The organism is Subtercola boreus (assembly GCF_006716115.1).
In the GTDB taxonomy this organism is placed as follows: domain Bacteria; phylum Actinomycetota; class Actinomycetes; order Actinomycetales; family Microbacteriaceae; genus Subtercola; species Subtercola boreus.
In genome coordinates this window covers 3,092,239-3,110,434 of the sequence record NZ_VFOO01000001.1, presented here as the reverse complement: position 1 = coordinate 3,110,434, position 18,196 = coordinate 3,092,239, and the positions used below count along the sequence as shown (strand labels likewise).

The following is an 18,196-nucleotide window of genomic DNA, read 5'->3' as shown; positions in this document are numbered from 1 at the left end:
CCTTGTGGCAAGCTGGACTGAAATCCACGGGACGGTGTTGGGCCTTTGACCGGCTGGCGCCTGATTGGTCTCATCCAATCAGTTAACCCGCTTAGCCCCCTCGGTGCGGTGCATCAGTGCGGCAGAGACAGAACAAGGGGGGCGTGATTTGATGGAGCAATTTGGTTCTCCGAGGCTGATTTCCGAATCTGCAGTACGCAACGCTCTGCGTGTTCGTAACCTACCCGACGAGGTGGTAGAGGAGATTGTCGTCGCGTTGCCGACTCGCGCGGTCGGAGTAATCCTGTACGGCAGCTATGCGAGGGGGGACTACACCGCATCGTCGGACATCGACCTTCTGGCTGTGAGTCAGCATCCTGGATCGACAATCGCATCGGGACGAGCAAATCTCTCCACGTATGATCTTGAACAATTTGCCACTGCGATACACACCCTTTTTGGAGCTCATTTGGCACGGGACGCCGTCGTCCTACATGACAGTGACGGTGTCGTTATCGATCAACTGGCGACGTTTGGTGGCATCGATCTCGAACGGCTTTGGAGTCGCGTACGGAACTTGGCCAAACTGCTCACCCTCCCCATTGACGAACAGCACTTTAGACTCGATGGGTTTGTGCGGCACGCGAGATACGTACTTCGGACAGCAACTTACGCGAGAGCCTTCGAAACTGGCTCTCCGTGTTTTTCGGTTGCAGAGCTTGCGGGACGTTTTAAAGACCCCGATCTCATCAAATTACTGTCGTCGCACTCTGACGTCCAAGGGCCTCCGACGCCAGAATTGCTGTACGAACTAAGGGTCAGGATTGAGACTTTGTCGGGAGAAATCGAGTCGCTCGCCGCCGAAACTCTGACTGACGTCATCGTAGAGTTCGATGACACTGACTTGGGAGATGCGGCGATCCTGATTCTTGGTAACCACGACGGCTCCCCCTACACGATCATTCCAAGGGTGATCCTTTGAAGACTGCGTTTATCGGTGACATTCATGGATGCATCATCGAGTTGCGAAGCGTCATTCGACAGGCGTTGTTGACGACCGACCACATAGTATTTCTCGGGGACTATGTCGACCGGGGGATGGACTCTAGGTTGGTTATAGAAGAGCTGGTACAACTTCAGGCGCGATTTCCGGCCCGAACCACTTTCTTGCAGGGAAATCATGATTTGGCTTTTTTGAAGGCCTTGGATGGCGACGGAGAGATAGACGATTTCCTCAAGATGGGCGGGGCGAAGACGATTCGGTCATATCTCACTCCCCCATTTTCGAATTCGATCAAACGATTCCGCGCTGACGTGCCTGAGTCGCACAGATCCTTTCTCCGATCACTTAAACCGGCTTACTTCGAGCGGGGTTTAGTAGCAGTTCATGACGCAAGGTTGGCGCCAGACAGTGGTGCATTCGTCGTTTCTGGGCACATCACACAGGCAGAGTTAATCCCGAAAATATCTGAGACCTCCGCACTAATCGACACGGGCTGCGGGACAGTCGCAGGTGGGCGCCTGACGTGCTTCGTGTGGCCCACACAAGAATGGTGGCAATCAGACGCCTGGCTTTAATTTCCTGCTCTCGGTGGAATACCTAATCCATTCGCCGCCGCAGCACCTTATGTACGGTTCTTCTGGTCAATGTAGGCTTCGAACCAGTGAGCGATGGCTGTTTCTAGTGGTTTGTTCGCTCCATCTCTAGCAACTCGCAGGGCCGACTCGGTCAGCTCAGCGGCTTCTGTCAGATCATCCTCCGCTGCGGCTATTTGCGCCAAGTTCCAGTATCCGGAAGCTTCTCCGGTCCGGTTGCCAGATTTGATCCCGCGCTGCTGACTCCTGTCAGCATAGGTACGGGCCTGACGTTTGTCTCCGAGAGACAAATAAGCACGGGAGATTAGTGACTCGCAAATTGCGGCGCCATCATCGTTCTTCACCTTCTCGTTCGACGTCAAACTTTCGCCGGCGGAGACAATACATGCTTCATAGTTTCCAAGTTCGAACAGAGCTCGCGCCTCTACCGCCTTTGCAGAGGCGAACATTGCCGGATCTTGATCCGGCTCGAACCTGCTGAGAACCGCTTCGATCAACCTCAGTGACTCCTTGCGATCTCGGGATCGCAGCTTTTCCCGCGCCTCATTTACAAGCGTCATCGTGTCAACTTCGAGGGCGTTGTCATCACGAAGTACCTCTGAGCGATCGAGAGACCTCTGAGCGCCAGCTACATCCCCGAGTTGTCGGAGTGTGTGAGAGAGGTTGTCGATCACGTAAGCCTCGGTAGAGGCGGAGCCTGACTTTTGCGCTTCCCCAACCGCTTCTTCAAGCGCCGCTTTGGAAGCCCCGAGCTCACCAAGTTTGCGCTTCACGATTCCAATACCCGCAAGTGCCATTGCTCTTCGAGACGCGGACTCGTTGTCAAGTCCATCAGCTATGCTGGGACTTGTAAGAATGAGATTGTTGAGCTCTTCAGATCGCTCGTAACGGCCTGCTCGTCTCATAAACTTTGCGTAAGCAGCAAGACTGTCAGGATCTCCGTCTGCAATCGCAGCGTCGAAGAGCCGCTCGGCTTGCACCACCAATCCACTGTTTAACTTGGATTGCGCTATGTCCAGGAGTTCCCTCGGCTGGCGATCGCCAGATATTTCGGGCAAAGAAGAGGGTTCAGGCAAAGTTACCTCTCGAGCAAATGGGGCGATGTCTTGAGGCGCCCAGTTCTGAAGTGCTCCTCGGACAAAGCCAGCAAATGCGAATTCATTGTCAAACACGTTGAACAGGATTTGACGGCTTCGTTCGAGCCGGTCGCGAAACTCATCAACCTTCTTGCTCTGGGCGGTGGAATCCGGCTTGATGCCTTGATCCTTGAACATGACGAGCATGTCTCTCATCGGCGCTTTGATGTCAGCGAGAAGGCGTAGCGCCTCAAAGAATTCTTCTTCAGTGCCGGAGTCATATCCCCCGCCAACTTGAGGCGGAGTTCCCCAGCGCGATCCGAGGATAACAATGAGATAGTCACAGTCACGCAGAACTAGTTCATTGATTGCTTCCTGCGGGCGTTGTACAGTCCCGCTGAGATGCTCCCAACCTCGGACAAAATATGCCGTCCCCTGGTTGAAGCCTTCCGTGGAGTTAAACTCGTCGACAATTTGGCTCACCAACTTGCGCTCATCAGCAACGTCTCCCGGCGAGGCAACGAAAATACGTCTGCCGATCAATTTCCGCCCCATACGTCGACTGTAGGGGACCGGGAGTTCCGCTGTCTCGTCACTACCGATTGTGAGTCCAGTCCGGGTCGTAAGCACTGATTAGCTCACGAAACCTGCCAAAGAGGAGTATTCGACTCGATTGGTCGCTCAGATGCCGTTGGGCTGGCTCCGAGCCAGCCCGCTTCGAGTGTGGTGGCCAAAGCGCACCGTTCTCGGCAGGCGGCGGCAGGGGCGGTCAGGCGTTCGCGAGGGCGATCTGCACTTTCGTGACGCGGCCCTGCTGCACGAGGAAGCCGCGCCCCGGCGGGAAGTCCGTGCGCTTGAAGCGCCCGAGCGAAGTGCCGAGCAGGGAGTCCCCGTCGAGTTCGCCGGGCACGAGCAGCAGGCCCCGTTTGGCGGTCTTGAAGGGGCCGGCGAGGGTCCAGGCGCCCGACCAGGTGGAGGATTCGCTCTCGCCGATGACGAAGACGTCGTCGCGGAGGGCCCGTTTCACGAGGCGGTCGACGTCGGTTTCGAGGGGGGATCCGTTGAGCTCGCCGATGTTCTCGAACACGAGCACGAAGTCGGTGGGCGCGAGGGTGCCGGCGTCGAGCTGGGCGGCCACGTCGTCGGCGAACGCGGTGAGCTGCGCGGGGTCGGAGATCGACAGCGCCCAGAACGGCAGCTTCGTCAGGGTGGTCGGGCGGGGCGAGACGTGCACGAGCCTGACCGCGGGGCGGGCGCGGTGGATGGCCGTGGCGATGGTCGCGAGGGCATTCGATCGGCCGCTGCCGGTGGAGCCCGCGACGAGGAACCCGCCGCGCTGGGCCACGCCGAACGGGGCGAGGTCCTCGTCGCGGAGGCCGAGAGTGGGGTGGCCGGATGCGCCCGACCCGGCGAGCACCGGCAGTTCTGAGAGCGACACCGCGTCGGCGAGGCGCCCGACGGGCGTCGCGGGGGTGACACCCTGGCGGCGCATCGAGTCGGCGAGCCGGGCGATCTGCCGGGCCTGCACGGCGATGTTGGAGTCGCCGCCGAGGACGGCGATCTGCACTTCGTTGCCGCCCATCAGGCCGCGACCGGGTGGGGAGACGGCGGAGAGAGCGTCTTTGGGCGCCCCGACCAGCGAGTAGTCGTCGTCGTTCGCCATCCGGAGCACGATGCGGCGCTGGATGGTCGAGCCGAGCGAGGCGGGCACGGCGTTCGGGCGGTCGCCGGCGACGACGATGTGCACGCCGACCTGGCGTCCGTCGGTGGCGATCTGCGAGAACACCGTGAACCAGGCGGAGTGGCCGCCGAACTCGTACTGTTCGCGGAACGCACCGATCCCGTCGACGAGCACGAGGATGCGCGGCTCCGACGCGGCGGAGGGCTCCGACGCCATGGCGCGGTACTCCCCGATCGAGCCGGCCCGTACCGCCGCATACCGGGTGGACCGGTCATCCACCAGGTCGCGCAGCATCCGGAGCAGGCGGATGACGCGTTCCTGGTCGTCTCCCGCGATGATGGCGCCGACGTGCGGCAGTTCTTCGAGCATCGCGAGGCCGCTGGAGCCGAAATCGAGACCGTAGACGTGAACGGGTCCGCCGCGGGGGGTGACGGCGGCGGCGACGGCGATGCTCCGGAGGGTCGCGCTCTTGCCTGATCCACCGGTGCCGTAGACGGCCATGTTGCCGTCGCGGTCGGGCTCGTAGAAGACGGTCGGCTGGGCCTGGTTCTCGGGCTCGTCGATCACGCCGAGCAGCAGACGCTCGTCGGTGCGCGGGTTCGGCAGCAGCGAGAAGTCGTAGAGCGGGGCCAGTTCGTCGAGCCAGGGCTTCCGGGGCTCGGGGATGCGCGCGAGAGCGGAGGCGGCGGTGATCGACGTGACGAGCCTCGCGATGTCGTTCGGCCCCTGGTCGGTGAGGGGGGCGGCGTCTTCGGGCACGGGGGCCTCCCACGCGACACCGGATCCGAAGTTCATCTCGACGATGTCGATGCGGGGAACGGGGGGCTCGTCTGTGGTCCAGCCGCCGGCGTAGCCCGTCTGGAAGGCAGCGATGCGGCCGGGCCCGGTCTTCGCAGCCCCGCGCCCGGGGATGGACTGGTCGAAGTACGCGGCACTCGGGTTGCCGAGGATGTCGCTGGAGTCGTCGGCGTCAGCCATCCGGAGGGCGATGCGGAGGTTGGTGTTGGCGCGCAGGTTGTCCTTGATCACGCCGGCCGGGCGTTGCGTCGCGAGGATGAGGTGGAGCCCCAGCGAGCGACCTCGCTGCGCGACATCCACGACGCCGTCGACGAATTCGGGCACCTCGTTGACGAGGGCGGCGAACTCGTCGACGACGATGAGGAGGCTCGGCGGGGCATCCGGGTCGCCGGTCTTCTCGAGCGAGGCGAGGTCCTTGGCCTTCTTGCTGTTGAGGAGGTGCTCGCGGTAGCGGAGCTCTGCCCGCAGCGACGTGAGCGCGCGGCGCACGAGGTGCGGCGAGAGGTCGGTCACGAGGCCGACGGTGTGCGGCAGTCCCACGCAGTCGGCGAAGGCCGCGCCACCCTTGTAGTCGACGAAAAGGAAGGTCGCGCGGTCGGGTGAGTGGGCGGCGGCCATGCCGAGCACCCAGGACTGCAGGAACTCGCTCTTGCCGGCGCCGGTCGTTCCGCCGACGAGGGCGTGCGGGCCCTGGCTGCGGATGTCCAGATAGAACGGTTCGGTGCCGGTGTGCCCCACCAGCGCACGGAGGTTGCCCTCTTTCGAGCGACGGATGTGCGGGGACCCGTCACGGCGGCTGATCGAGTTGTTCTCGCGCCAGCGGTCGAGCACGGCATCCGGAGCCTCGGCGAGCTCGGTGCCCGCCAGCGCCAGGTACGAGATCGACTGGGGGAGGTCGGAGGCGTCGTCGATGGGAGCGCCGACATCGACGACCGGGGCGAGCTGTTTGGCGAAGCGGTGGGCGAGGGCCGCGTCGACGACCTCGCAGACGACAGGGAAGGTGTTCTCGCCGAGCCTCACCTGGCCGGCCGTCGCACCTTCGGGGGACTGCTCGATGCTGACGAAACTGCGGCAGGCGGCAGGCAGGCTGCCGATCGAGGGGGCCGACCAGACGATGTGGATGTTCGCGTCGGCGCCGCGCTCGACGAGCCGGGTGAGCCGACCGCGGTCGATGGGGGCGTCGTCTTCGATGACGAGGATGACCGCCGGCACGATCGGGGCGGGTTGTTCGTCCTGCTTGGCCTGGCCGCCCGTGGCCGCACCGGCTGCACGGCTGGAACCGATCGTGACGCCGGTGGCCGAACCGCCTGCAGGGCCGCCCGCGCCGACGGGGCCGCGGAGCGAGACGGCGTTGCGGGTGCGTGCGGCGACGAGTTCTTCGAGCCGGGCGAGGAGGGCGAGGCCGCTGCCGGCGTTGTCGGTGAGGTGGTCCCCGCTCAGCGGGCTGTGCGGGGAGGAGGTGTGCGGCAGCCACTGCAGCCACTCCCAGGCGGCGCGGGAGGTCGGCGACACCAGGGCGCAGATGACGAGCTCGGCGGGGGAGTGCAGCCCGGCCAACTGCGCGACGAGCGAGCGGGCGACGCCGCTCCGGAGTTCGGCCGGGCCGGCGACGCCGAGCGCCCCGGCGCTCCGCAGTTCGACCACCACAGGCACGTCGTCGATCACGGCGAACTGCTCGGCGACCTCCTCGAGCTGCGCCCAGTACTCGGGGAGGGTGTCGTTGTTCGACGGCAGCCCGACCCGGTCACGGCTGAAGGCGCGCCCGATGCCGAGCCGCACGGTCAGGAAAGCGTCGTGTTCGGGCCGGTGCGTCCAGAGCGGGGAGTCGAGGCGGAGGGCGGCCTCGACGGTGTCCGCGACGGCCGGTGCCTCGGTGAGCCGCACGGCCCGCTGCACGCGCTGGCGGTCGTGCAGCTTGGTCACGTAGGCGTTCAGGGAGGCCGTGAACTGCTTGATCGCGTCGCGGAGCTGCCGCCGGGAGGTGATGCGGTGATCCACATACGTGCCGATCATCAGCAGGGGGCTGAGGGCGACGAAGACGACGCTCAGGATCGACTGCGTGACGATGAAGAGCACGAGGCCCATGACCAGCGGCGCGAGGAGTGCGATCAGCGGGAAGCGCTGCTGCTGCGGCCGGGTGGGCGGGGCCGGCGCAGGGTACTCGGCGCCGGGGTAGCGCGCGACGACCCGCGGTGAACGGTTGTACTCGATGACCGGCGTGGATGGCGCGGCTCCCCCGAGACGCTGCAACGGGATGACGCTCACCGCCGTGTCGCCGAGCACGACGACGTCGGCCGGGCCGAGCACCGTGCGCGCGACCTGCTCGCCGCCCATCAGCAGCCCGTTCGCGGAGTTCAGGTCGATGATCTCGACGTTCTCGCCGATGTTGATGCGGGCGTGGCGCTTGGAGACGAGGGTGTCGCTGAGGCGCACGTCGATGCCGCGCTCGCGGCCGATGTGGCTGGAGCCGAAGGGCAGCTCGAACTCGGCTCCTGCGTCAGGGCCGCTCAGCACGCGGAGGGTCGCCGCGGCAGGCCCCCGCCCCTGGCCGGACTGGAAGCTCTCGCTGAACTGGCAGAGCTCGACGACGGAGCCGGAGCGGAAGCCGGATTCGAGGAGGTTCGACTCGGGGTCGAGCACGCGCGCCTCGCCGGTCGGGCCGGTGACCTGGAGCGTGAGTCGCGGGCGGGTTGCCGCGGGGGTGCTGCTGCCGCCCGCGCCCGCTGCGGCTGCCGCTGCTGCGGCGTTCTGCGGGTCGGCCGCGAACAGTGCGTCGGCGATGTTGCTGACCCGGGTGGTGGCGTCGGCGGTGACGGCGAGGTCGGCGCGGCTGCCACCGGGGCGCTGCAGGGTGATCTTGATTCGCACGGTCTACAGTCTCGCGTTCCGGTCGGTGGGGGTCTGGGAAGCGGCAGGCTGGGCCACGGATGCCCGGGGTGCTGCCCTCTCGGAGGCGTCCTGCGGCTGGTCGAGCAGGGGAAGCTGGTCGCGGGTCACGATGCGGGAGAGCACGGCGTATTCGACCAGCCGCGCGCGGCGGTTCGTCGCGAGGGCGCCGACACCACCCCGCAGGCCGTCGACACCGGAGCGGGCGAGTTTGTCGCAGACGTTGTCGAGTTTGCGGTTGAACCGGCTGAGAGCCCAGCCGAGCCGCTCGGCGGCGGCCGCCGATGACGGGATCTCGCTCGTGCCCGACCCGTCGCGCTTCAGCATCGGCTCCGCCAGGGCGAGGATGAGCAGCCGCTGCGTCGAGGTGAACGCGATCGCCCCGAAAGTGGTGGCGCCGTCGCCGTCGGGCGTCGTCGAGGTGTCGATGAACGGGGGCAGCGAGGTGTGCACCGCGAACTCGTAACTGGTCGGCCCGGCGGTGAACACGACAGTCGTCAGGCGGAACACGATCGGCAGTCGCGCGCCCGGGGCGAGCCACGCCTGTACCCCGCCGGCCGAATCAGACATCGACGCCGAGAGCCGCGACCCCACGTTGTTCAGCCACCACAGCCCGTCGCTGAAGGTGATCTGCAGGAATTGCCGGTGCAGGTACTGGTTGTCGTCGATGTCGAGATCCGCGTCGCGCCCCACGGTGAACGCCGTCGCGGGGTCGAGCCGGTACCACTCGCCGCAGTACTCGACGGAGGCCTGGTTGCCGTCCCCGGGCAGATTCTGGTCGGTCACGGCTGGCACTTCGTGACGGGATCGGAGGCCCGGCCATCCGTTCGCCGGATGCTCACCTCGATGCAGACCTGGCCCGACGCCGCGGCGGGCACGGTGACGGTCGGCTCCGTGATGGCCACGAGTTTCGGTTCGGCCCCCGGGGTGACGGTTCCCCAGAGGAAGACGTCGCCCGCCTCCGGCTTCGGGTTCTGCCAGGTGAAGACGACGCCTGCGGCAGACGTCTCGGCGGTGATGCCGCTGACGGCGGGAACACGTTCGGCCGGCTGGATGTCGACCGGCGCATCAGCGGACGAGGTGACCTGCGCTGCGGGGCTGCCGCCGCCGGAGTTCACCGCGAACACCACCCCGAGAACCACGACGACGACAAGCACGGCCGCGCCGCCGATGAGGAGCGGCAGGCGCGAGCGACGGGCGGGGGCCTCGGACGGCTGCGGGTCGTTCCCGGCTGGCCTCTGCTCGCGGCGCACCGTCTCCTCGACGGGCGGGGCGGCGGGGCCCGGCCCTGCCGGGGTGGCTGCGGACGGCTGCGGACGGACGGTGTCTCCGTCGGCGGTCGCGGACACCTCGGGAATCCGTGGTGGCACGATCACGGGTGGAACGGGTGCCATGGGCGCCACGGGGGCGCGCAGTGCGGGTGCGGGTGCCGTCGGCGCGGGGGCGGTCGGGTCGATCGTGACGATGCCGCGGATGCGGGTGTTCCCGTCGTCCTCGTCTTCCTCGGTGCGCGCCGGCAGCGCGTCGTCGAGCACATCGGCGGGGGTGACCGACAGGCTGAGTTCGAGCTGCACCTTCTGCAGTGCCCGCGCGAACTCCAGCGCCGACGAGTAGCGGTCGGTCTCCCGCCGGCTCATCGCGATCGCCAGCACCCGCTCGAGCGACTCGGGAACATCGGCCCGGCCGGTCGGTTCGAGCCGGCCGCTCTGGATGCGCGCGATCAGGTCGAGCCCGGCGTTCGACGCCCCCGGCAGTTCGAACGGCGAGCGGCCCGCGAGCAGCGTGTAGACCGTCGCGCCGAGGGAGTAGATGTCCGCCGCCGCGTTGCTGGTCGGGGTCTGGTCGAAGACCTCGGGAGGCGACCACGGGATCGACATGCCGACGGATTCCCGCTCGTCCCCACCCACCAGGGCGACGGAGATTCCGAAGTCGGTCAGGGCAGGACGGTTGTATTCCGTTGTGAGAATGTTCGCCGGCTTGATGTCCCGGTGCAGGATCCCGGCCCGGTGCGAGGTCTCGACGGCGCCGGCCACCTGCACCCCGATCCGGAGTACTTCGGCGACGCCGATCTTCTCGCGGCGGTACCGGGCACCGAGGTTCGGCCGCGGGCAGTACTCCATGGCGAGGTACGGCCGGCCGTCCGCCGAGATGTCGGCCTGGTAGATCGTGACGATCGACGGATGGGTGGAGAGCTGGGCCATCAGGTTGGCCTCGGCGTCGAAGCTGGCGCGGGCTCCCGCCGAGAGGGTCTCGGGCAGGAGGACTTTGATCGCGACACGGCGGCGCGGCATCCGCTGCTCGTAGAGGAAGACGTCGGCGAAACCGCCGGATCCGAGAAGCTCGACATAGCTGAACCCGGCGATCTCGGGTGGGAGCGACGGTGGGCGGCGCGCGCTCACGACAGGCCTTCGAAGGCGAGCGTCACGCCGTCCCCGATGTCGATCACGTCACCATCGAGCAGCAGCACCGGCTCGCTCGGTGTGAGGCGTTCAGGAGGCGTTCCCTCGCGGTGCAGCACGGAGCCGTTCGTGGTGTCGAGGTCGACCGCGAGAACGTGCCGCCCCTCGATGCGCACCTCCAGATGGTTGCGGGAGATGTCCTGCTCGGGGCTCGGCACGGTGATGAGCGCGGGCATCCGGTCGGCGTCGACGCGGTTCGCGCGCGGCCGGCGACCGACGATGACGGTGCGGTCGAGGGTGACGGTGTCGCCGGTGGAGAGGCGGATGCTGCCGTGCGAGACCGGGGCTGCCTGGGAGCCCGTCTCCTGGTCGGATCCGGTTCCGGTTCCGGATGCGGATGCGGCTCCGCCGAGGCGCCGCAGTGCGTCGAGCTCCGAGACGGTGATCGTGAGGCCGTCATGGTCGACATCCGCGCTGGACGCGGCAGACGCAGCAGCCGGGGCAGGGTCGGGGGCGGGAGCAGGGGTGGGCACGGGAACTTGTGCGCCGGGGGCCGGAGCGGGCGCACCGATGGCGGCCGAGAACCCGGGCACGCGGTCGATCAGCCCGGTTGCGGGTGGGGCGGTCCAGTCCGCCGGAGCGGCGGGCGTCTGGGCCGGGGCGGAGGGTGTCTCCGGAGCAGCAACGGGTTCCGGATCCCCGGACTCCCCAGGAGTGACGCCAGAGCGGGGTGGAGCGACGGCCGCCGCATCGGGCCTCTCGCTCTCGTCGTCATCGAGGTCGCGCACCGCCGCCGACTCGACGGACTTCACCACCGTCGTCCCCCACAGATGGTCGTATGCCTCATCGGGAATGTCCGTGCGCGTGTCCTCGACCGGATCGGTGAGAGGTTCGTGAACTTCCTCGACGGAGGTCGGCTGCACGGGCTCGAGCTCCGCCGGCGACGGAGCGGCCTGAACTGTCCCCGTGTCGGCCAGGGTGTCTTCTGCGACCGCACGCGACTCCACCGCAGAGACGGCGAGGATGTTCGTCGGAGCGGAATCGGCCGCTGCCGCCACGGGGGCTGCGCTGCTGGTCGCGGCCACATCGACCCGCAGCGAGCGGGCGAGCACGACACCGCTGCCGATACGGAGGTCGTGCGCGGAGGCAGAGGCACGATCATCCGGAGTCGCATCTTCGGCGGTGAGCTGCAGGGACTCTGCGCCTGTGGCCACACGTTCGCTCCACGTGGTGATGTCGGCACCGGAGACCGTGAGGGGTGCGCTGCCGGGCTCCGTCACCACGATCGAGAGAGGGCCGCGCACGGCGAGACGAACCTCCGGGCCGGTGAAGAGGGCCACAGCGAACGGGGGGATGGCGGTGAGACTCGTGCCGAAGGCGCCGGTGAGCGATTCCAGGACCGCGCCGAGCCCACGTCCGCCGTCGAGCGCCGCCCAGACCGTCTCGGCCAGAGTCGCCGGTACGTCGCCGGGCAGCAGCGCGACCCCGCGCTCGCTCACCACGGCGAACCAGGTTCCGGGGACATACGTCTGTCGGGGCATGTCAGGGTGCCTTTCCGGCGGAGAGCGGTGCTCGCGGGATCGTGTCCTCGTCGGAGTCGTGGCGGTTGTGCGTGTCGAGGGGCGGCCCGTCGTGCCCGGGCTGTGGCCGAGCATCCAGAGTCGCATCGAAAGCATCGATGACGACGGCCGTGAGATTGTCGCGACCCCCGCGCAGCACGCCTTCGCGCACCAGGCGGTCTGCCGCTGTCTGCGGGTCCCGCTCCTGCTGGAGCACCTCGAGAATGGCTTCGTCGTCGAGTTCGCCGGAGACACCGTCGGAGCAGAGCATCAGTCGGTCTCCCGGCTCGACGGGCACGAGCCAGTAGTCGGGCCGGTAGACGCCGCCCGCGCCCAGCGCCCGGGTGATGATGTTCCGCCCCGGATGCACGGCCGCCGCCGCGCGGTCGATCTCCCCCTCGTCGACAAGTTCCTGCACGACGGAATGGTCGACGCTGATCTGCTCGAGCGTGCCGCCGGCGAGCCGGTAGGTGCGGGAGTCGCCGAGGTTGAAGACGAGCCAGTAGGCCTGCCCCTCCACCTCGGAGACCGTGACTCCCGTGACGGTGGTTCCGGCGCGGCGCTGCCCTCCCGGCAGGATGGCGGCGATGTCGGCCGCCGCCTTGTCGAAGGCTGTGCGCACCTCCGCGGGGCTCGCGGACGGTGCTCCGACGAGCATGCGGAACGCCTCGACGGCCAACGCGCTGGCAACCTCGCCCGCGTCGTGGCCGCCCATTCCGTCGGCCACGACGAAGACCGGGGACTCGGCGAGGAACGCGTCTTCATTCGCGGCACGGCGGAGGCCGATGTCGGTGGCCGAACCCGCCCGCACGCCGAGGTCGCTGAGGGGGAGGGACTCTGAAGCTGTCATCGGGCGGGTACCTCCACGACGGTGAAGGATCGGGTGCCGATCCGGACGGTGTCGCCCACGCGGAGGGCGGTGCGCTCCCCTGCCACGACCACGGTGACGACGGTGCCGCGCACGAGGCGGGTGCCGTTGGTGGAACCGCGGTCGCTGATCCACGGAGCAGGGTCGACGTCGAGGTGGGTCTTCGAGACGGATGCGCTGTCCCCCGGTACGCGGAGCAGCAGGGCGGCGGGGTCACCGCTGGGTGAGACGGGGTCACGGCCGAGCACGCCGGCCCGGTCGACCGGCAGGAGCTCCCCGGTGTCGAGCCGGAAGGCGATGCCGGCCGGGCGGGAGGGAGCCGGGGCGGCGATGCGGGTGCTGTCGACGTCGGGCTCGTCGGCTGCGGGCAGGGTCTCCGGGGCGGTGGATGTCGCGGGTGGGCCGAATCCGGGCACGGCCGAGATGATCGGTGCAGGTGCAGGTGCAGGTGCAGGTGCAGGTGCAGGTGCAGGTGCAGGTGCTGGTGCAGGTGTCGGGGATGAGGCGGGAGAGGGTGCGTCAGGCGTCGCCGGAGGCTCGGGTGCGATGGATGTCGCGGGTCTCGGCTGCTGCAGCGGGGTGCTCGACGACAGTGCGGCCGTGCCGACGATCTCGCCGGTGCCGATCCGCAGCGGGTCGGGTCCGCGCACGACATCGATGACCCAGGTCTTCGCGACCCGGTCGTGCCAGCCCCGGTTCTGGCGGGCGGGGTCCCAGAGCGCGGAGAGGTAGACCACGAGCCGGCCGACGCCGAGCACGAGGCTGCCGGCCGCGACGATGAGGGAGCGCACGATCATCCGGAGCAGCCCGGGGGTGGTGAACGTGTCGGAGCGCACGAGGCGGAGGCCGAGCATCCGTTTGCCGAAGCTGTAGCCGAGGAAGGCCTGCATCAGCAGTGTGAGGAGGGGGTAGAGCAGGGAGCCGGCGACGACGATCACGAAGCTCCAACCGTTGATCGCGATCGAACCCGGGCGGGCGGACGTGAATCCGCCGGTCAGCGCGACGACGGTTGCGACAATGCTCGAGATGACCGCTGCGAAGGCGCCGTCGATGAGGTAGGCGAGCACGCGGCGGCCGTAGTTCGCGGCGACGAGGGTGTCGGCGTGGAGGGGCGGCACGACCGGGGTCGGTCGCCAGTCACCTGCAGCCGCGGCGAACCCACCGGCCGCCACCCCACCGGTCGCAACCCCACCAGCCGCAGCCCCACTGGCCGCCGGAGCACCATCTGCCCCGCCAGCCGCCTGCACCGTCGCCAGCCCGAGAGCGGTGGCGCGGGTGCGCGACGACACCGGCGTGCCGCAGGCCAGGCAGAACGGTGCGTTCGCGGGTACGGGGGATCCGCACTGGGTGCAGGGAAAGCTGCCTCCGGGGGTCGACGTTCCGACGCCCCCGCTCACCGGCGCTGCTCCTCTGCTCGCGCTGCGCGTCGGGCCGTTCGGCGTTCCGCCCGCCGGGCCCGGAACGAGGCCAGTGAGGTGCGAGCGCGGAGACGCCGCCAACCACTCTGTGAGCTCCCCATACCTCTGACGATAGCCTCAACTTCGGCCCAGAAACCGTCCACATCGGTAGGTGTCGGTTCGCCGGGGCCGAATATGCCGTTGTCGGCACGTTCCGCGACACCCACCATGCCGACGGTGGGATAGACGGTCGCGAGAGTGTTCGCGGACTCCCGCCGGGTCACCCCCTGCGGAACGGGAGTGCCGAGGTCTCCCGCGCGGTCGACGATCTCGTCCCATCCGCCGCTCAGGCGGTCAGCGGCACGCTCTGCAGTGCGACGGCGATTGCGGCGACGCACTTTCAGGGCCCCGATGATGATGAGGGGCGCGAGCAGTGCGAGCAGGAGCAAAAGCCCTCCACCGGCCGCGTAGTAGACGAAGACCGGGAAACCGTCCTGCTGGGGCTGCTGGTTCTCGTCGGAGTTGTCGGTGCGCACGTCGGGCGGCAACTCGGCCGGCTCCTGCGGCGGGGGCGGCGGCTGGAGCACCTGGGCCTTCGGGTCGGAGCGCGGCTTCGGTGCCTCGGCGGTCGGAACCTGGTTCTTCGGCGGGGTCGGGTCGAACGTCACCCAGCCCGCCTTCTGGAAGTCGACTTCGACCCACGCGTGCAGATCGTCACCGGTGATCTCCTGGCTCGCGGATGCTCCCGCGTACTTCTCCGGGTAGAACCCCATCACCACGCGGGCCGGGTACCCGAGCTCGCGTGCCATCAGGGCCATCATGACCGCGTACTGCTCGTCGTCGCCCACCATCTGGGGCGCCGAGAGCATCGATGCGAGCCGTTCCTCACCGTGGCCGGCCCGCGAGGGCGACTCCCCTTCGAGCCCGTGGCTGAAGAATCCGTTCTGGCTGAGCGAGGTGGCGACGTTCCGGAGCTGGGTCAGCGGGTCGGAGGCGTCGCCGGCGTAGTTCGAGCCGAGCGAGCTGACAGCGTCGGCCACACCGGAGACCTTCGGCATCGCCACACCGGCGACGGAGTCGGTCACGAGCACGTCATCGCCCGGAATCACGGGGATCGCGACATCCATCGTGTAGGTGTCGCCCTTCGCGAGTCCGACCGTACTGAGGCTGACGCCGGTCGCTGCGTTGTAGTGCAGCGAGTTCGCGAGGGTCGAGGCGCGATCGCTGCCGCCCGTGAAGGTGACCTTGTCGACGGCGCCGACGTCGGGAACCCAGGGCCCCGTGAGGTCACCGACCGTCACATTGAGGGTGGCGGGGGTGGTCGGCACGGGGCTGGTCTGAGCGGAGGCCGGCACCTCCTCGCTGACCCGTTTGAAGTCTCCGGATGCCGCCGACCCGTCGGCGGCCACGTTGTAGACGATGCCGTCATAGGCGTCGAGGGTGGCCAGCCTCACACGCGCATTGTCGGGAAGGCCCTGCACGGTGAACAGCACGTTCGCCTTGTCGTCGCGCACGTACTTGCGGAACGAGACCAGCGGGCTGGCGTAGTCGTGGATGTCGAGCGGCGGGTCGATCTGGTCGCGGAGCACGTCGCGGGTGGCGGGAGTCCCGGCGACTCCGCCCGCAACGGCACCCACCGCGAGGGCGACGACGAGGAGGCCGGCCCCTCCGGCCAGACGGGACGTGCGGAGGGAGCGCGCCGCGGAGAGTTGGGCGGCATCGGCCCCGTCACCAGCGGCATTCGGCCCGCCCGCGGAGGGCGCTCGATCGACCCCCGTACGCCGATCGGAGGCCAGCTCGGCGCGTCGCACGGCCCACCAGAGCAGGGCCACCCCGATGAACACGATGCCCTGGGCGACCGGCAGAGCGGCATCCCGGGTACCGAAGACGATGGCAGCCACGAAATATGCCGCTGCAGGCATGAGCGCCCAGGCTGCGCCGCGTCGGAACCGGAGCGCGAGGCTCAGCGCGAGCACCGAGGCCACAAGACTGAGCAGGAGCGGTACCACGAGCGTGCCGGGAAAACCGCCGACCGGCGTCTGGAGGGTCAGCACGTCCTTCCACGAGAAGACGATGCCGAGCACGAGCTGGCGGAGCGAATCGAGGGTCGGAACGACCCCCGCGAGGGCCGCAGACGGCGTGGCCAGCGCCGAGCCGAAGAGCAGGTACGCCACCAGGGTGAGCGCGGTGAGGATGAACAGGTTGAGCCGGAACCGGGCACCGATGACGGCGATCGCGCTTCCGAGAAGGAGGCCGCCGCCGGCCGCCAGAAGGTAGCCGCTGCCGCCGAAGGCCGGCCCGAAGCCGACGAGCCCCGCGACGAGGAGCGCGAGCATGGCCGCGCAGTCGAGCGCGGGCCGCCAGAACGGTCGGGGCGCGGTCGTACGTCCGGTGCCCTGCACCCGTCTGCCCGCCATCAGGCGTTCACCCGCCGGAGTGCGGGGGCGAGTTCGGTGAGGTCACCGATCGTGAGGAGGGTGAGTTCCCCGATCATCCGTCGCCCGACCGGTGCGCCCGGCTGGCATCGCACAGCGATGACCCTCACCCCGAACGGCAACTGCACCGAGGCCTGCCGCATCTGGGTGGGGGTGACCGAAGCGCCGAAGAGCAAAACGGCGACCGAGGCGTTCGGCACGGCTTCGCCGGCGGTCTTGGCGAGGTGCACGATGCTCTCGCGGTGCGTTCGTTGCTCCACGGCGGAGAGGTCGTCGAGCAGGCGCCGGCCGGTCTCGGTGTGGAGCGTCTGCGACTGCACCATCACGGTGACGTCCCGCTCCTCGAGGAGCGCCTGGATGCCGAGCGACCCGCACGACGACACGGCGAGCTCGAACTCGTCGGGGTCGCCGTAGTCCGCGAGGCTCGTCGACAGGGCCAGAGCGAGGTGGGAGCGGCGGGTCTCCTCGAACTGGCGCACCATCAGGGTGCCCGTGCGGGCACTCGTCTTCCAGTGGATGTTCCGCCGGTCATCCCCGGCCACGTACTCCCGGAGCGCGTGGAACGAGACGTCGTCGTTCGACAGGTCTTTCGTGGTCTGGCCCTCGAGGTCACGGATGAATCCCGACGACGACCCTTCGAGGCGCACGGTCCGCGGATGCACGAACAGCTCGATCGCGTCGGTCCACCGGATCTCGCGACGGAGCAGCCCCAGAGGGTCGCCGCGCACCGACTTCACCGGGCCCACGTTCAGCACGGCACGGCGGGCGGTCGGGATGCCGAACAGGTCGTCGTGCTCGGCGCCCGGGGCGAGGCGCGGCACGTGGAACGAGGCGAGCCCGGCTCCCACGGGGAGCTCGATGCGTGACGGCAGCAGCGAGCGGGTCGAGGAGTTGCCGATCACGATGCTGCCGACCGCCCGGGTACCGACGACGACCCGGTTCGTCGCGAGGTTGAGCTTCACCGTGTACGCCGAGCGGCCCACCACGAAGGCGACGGAGAGCACCAGCACGGCGAAGCAGGCGAAGGCGATGACGAGGAGCTCCTGCCAGCCGAACACCGTGCCCGCGATGAGGGCGGCGAGCCCTGAGGCGAGCACGACCCAGCCGAACGGCGAGACGACGGTGAGTACGGGGGAGAGCACGGGCCAGACGGCGCGTGAGGTGGCGCGCCAGGCCGGCTGCGCCGCCCGCAGCGCCGGCCGGCCGACGCGGTCGCCGACGATCCGCGTGGCGCGCCCCGCCCGGGCGCCCGCTCGACCCGCGGCGGCGCGCAGGCCACGGCCCTCCCCCGACCGACCCACGGCGGCGGAATCGACGAATGGGCGACCCTGCTCCGCTCCGGCGCGAATAGCGCGGCGGTTTCGCCTGGGGACGCCGGTTGTGTTCTGCCCGGGACCGGTTGCACCCGTGCCGGGCGCGCCGGAGGCCGCGGGCGCGCCGGCGGCGCTCTGCGGTTCGGGTGCGGTCATCGGGGGGGCCTGTTTCGTCGGGAGGAGGGAGGAGCGGGGGCCGCGCGGCGGGC

At 68.4% G+C, this 18,196-nt stretch carries 11 protein-coding genes; 2 read left to right on the top strand and 9 right to left on the bottom strand.

The window, feature by feature from the left end:
• Positions 1 to 232 precede the first annotated feature (232 nt).
• A complete protein-coding gene (locus tag FB464_RS14425; RefSeq protein WP_170207466.1) occupies positions 233 to 961 on the top strand; it encodes a nucleotidyltransferase domain-containing protein in 729 nt (242 codons plus the stop codon).
• Positions 958 to 1,557, top strand: coding sequence for a metallophosphoesterase (locus FB464_RS20605; protein ID WP_116413237.1), 600 nt, complete (start codon positions 958 to 960; stop codon positions 1,555 to 1,557). Before FB464_RS14425 ends, FB464_RS20605 begins: the two co-directional genes overlap by 4 nt.
• 47 nt (positions 1,558 to 1,604) lie before the next feature.
• Here FB464_RS20605 and FB464_RS14415 read toward each other — a convergent pair whose 3' ends face one another.
• From FB464_RS14415 to FB464_RS14375, 9 genes are all read right to left on the bottom strand, one after another.
• On the bottom strand, positions 1,605 to 3,206 hold the full coding sequence (locus FB464_RS14415; protein ID WP_116413238.1) for a DUF4062 domain-containing protein: 1,602 nt from the start codon (positions 3,204 to 3,206) through the stop codon (positions 1,605 to 1,607).
• Positions 3,207 to 3,420: 214 nt separating this feature from the next.
• Entirely contained in the window at positions 3,421 to 7,998 is a 4,578-nt protein-coding gene (locus FB464_RS14410) for a type VII secretion EssC family protein (RefSeq protein ID WP_116413239.1), read from the bottom strand.
• A gap of 3 nt (positions 7,999 to 8,001) precedes the next feature.
• Positions 8,002 to 8,802 carry an FHA domain-containing protein gene (locus tag FB464_RS14405; RefSeq protein ID WP_246093074.1) on the bottom strand — a complete coding sequence of 267 codons (801 nt, stop codon included), beginning with the start codon at positions 8,800 to 8,802 and terminating at the stop codon, positions 8,002 to 8,004.
• Complete coding sequence (locus FB464_RS14400) at positions 8,799 to 10,415, bottom strand: serine/threonine-protein kinase (RefSeq protein WP_116413240.1); 1,617 nt, start codon at positions 10,413 to 10,415, stop codon at positions 8,799 to 8,801. The genes FB464_RS14405 and FB464_RS14400 overlap by 4 nt, the downstream gene beginning before the upstream one ends.
• Positions 10,412 to 11,956 carry an FHA domain-containing protein gene (locus tag FB464_RS14395; protein ID WP_170151823.1) on the bottom strand — a complete coding sequence of 515 codons (1,545 nt, stop codon included), beginning with the start codon at positions 11,954 to 11,956 and terminating at the stop codon, positions 10,412 to 10,414. Before FB464_RS14395 ends, FB464_RS14400 begins: the two co-directional genes overlap by 4 nt.
• A gap of 1 nt (position 11,957) precedes the next feature.
• On the bottom strand, positions 11,958 to 12,824 hold the full coding sequence (locus tag FB464_RS14390) for a PP2C family protein-serine/threonine phosphatase (RefSeq protein ID WP_116413242.1): 867 nt from the start codon (positions 12,822 to 12,824) through the stop codon (positions 11,958 to 11,960).
• Positions 12,821 to 14,239 carry an RDD family protein gene (locus FB464_RS14385; protein WP_142206726.1) on the bottom strand — a complete coding sequence of 473 codons (1,419 nt, stop codon included), beginning with the start codon at positions 14,237 to 14,239 and terminating at the stop codon, positions 12,821 to 12,823. The genes FB464_RS14390 and FB464_RS14385 overlap by 4 nt, the downstream gene beginning before the upstream one ends.
• Complete coding sequence (locus tag FB464_RS14380; protein WP_116413244.1) at positions 14,236 to 16,656, bottom strand: transglutaminase-like domain-containing protein; 2,421 nt, start codon at positions 16,654 to 16,656, stop codon at positions 14,236 to 14,238. Before FB464_RS14380 ends, FB464_RS14385 begins: the two co-directional genes overlap by 4 nt.
• Positions 16,656 to 18,143 (bottom strand): DUF58 domain-containing protein, encoded by a 1,488-nt coding sequence (locus FB464_RS14375; protein WP_116413245.1) that lies wholly within the window; start codon positions 18,141 to 18,143, stop codon positions 16,656 to 16,658. The genes FB464_RS14380 and FB464_RS14375 overlap by 1 nt, the downstream gene beginning before the upstream one ends.
• Positions 18,144 to 18,196: the final 53 nt, after the last annotated feature.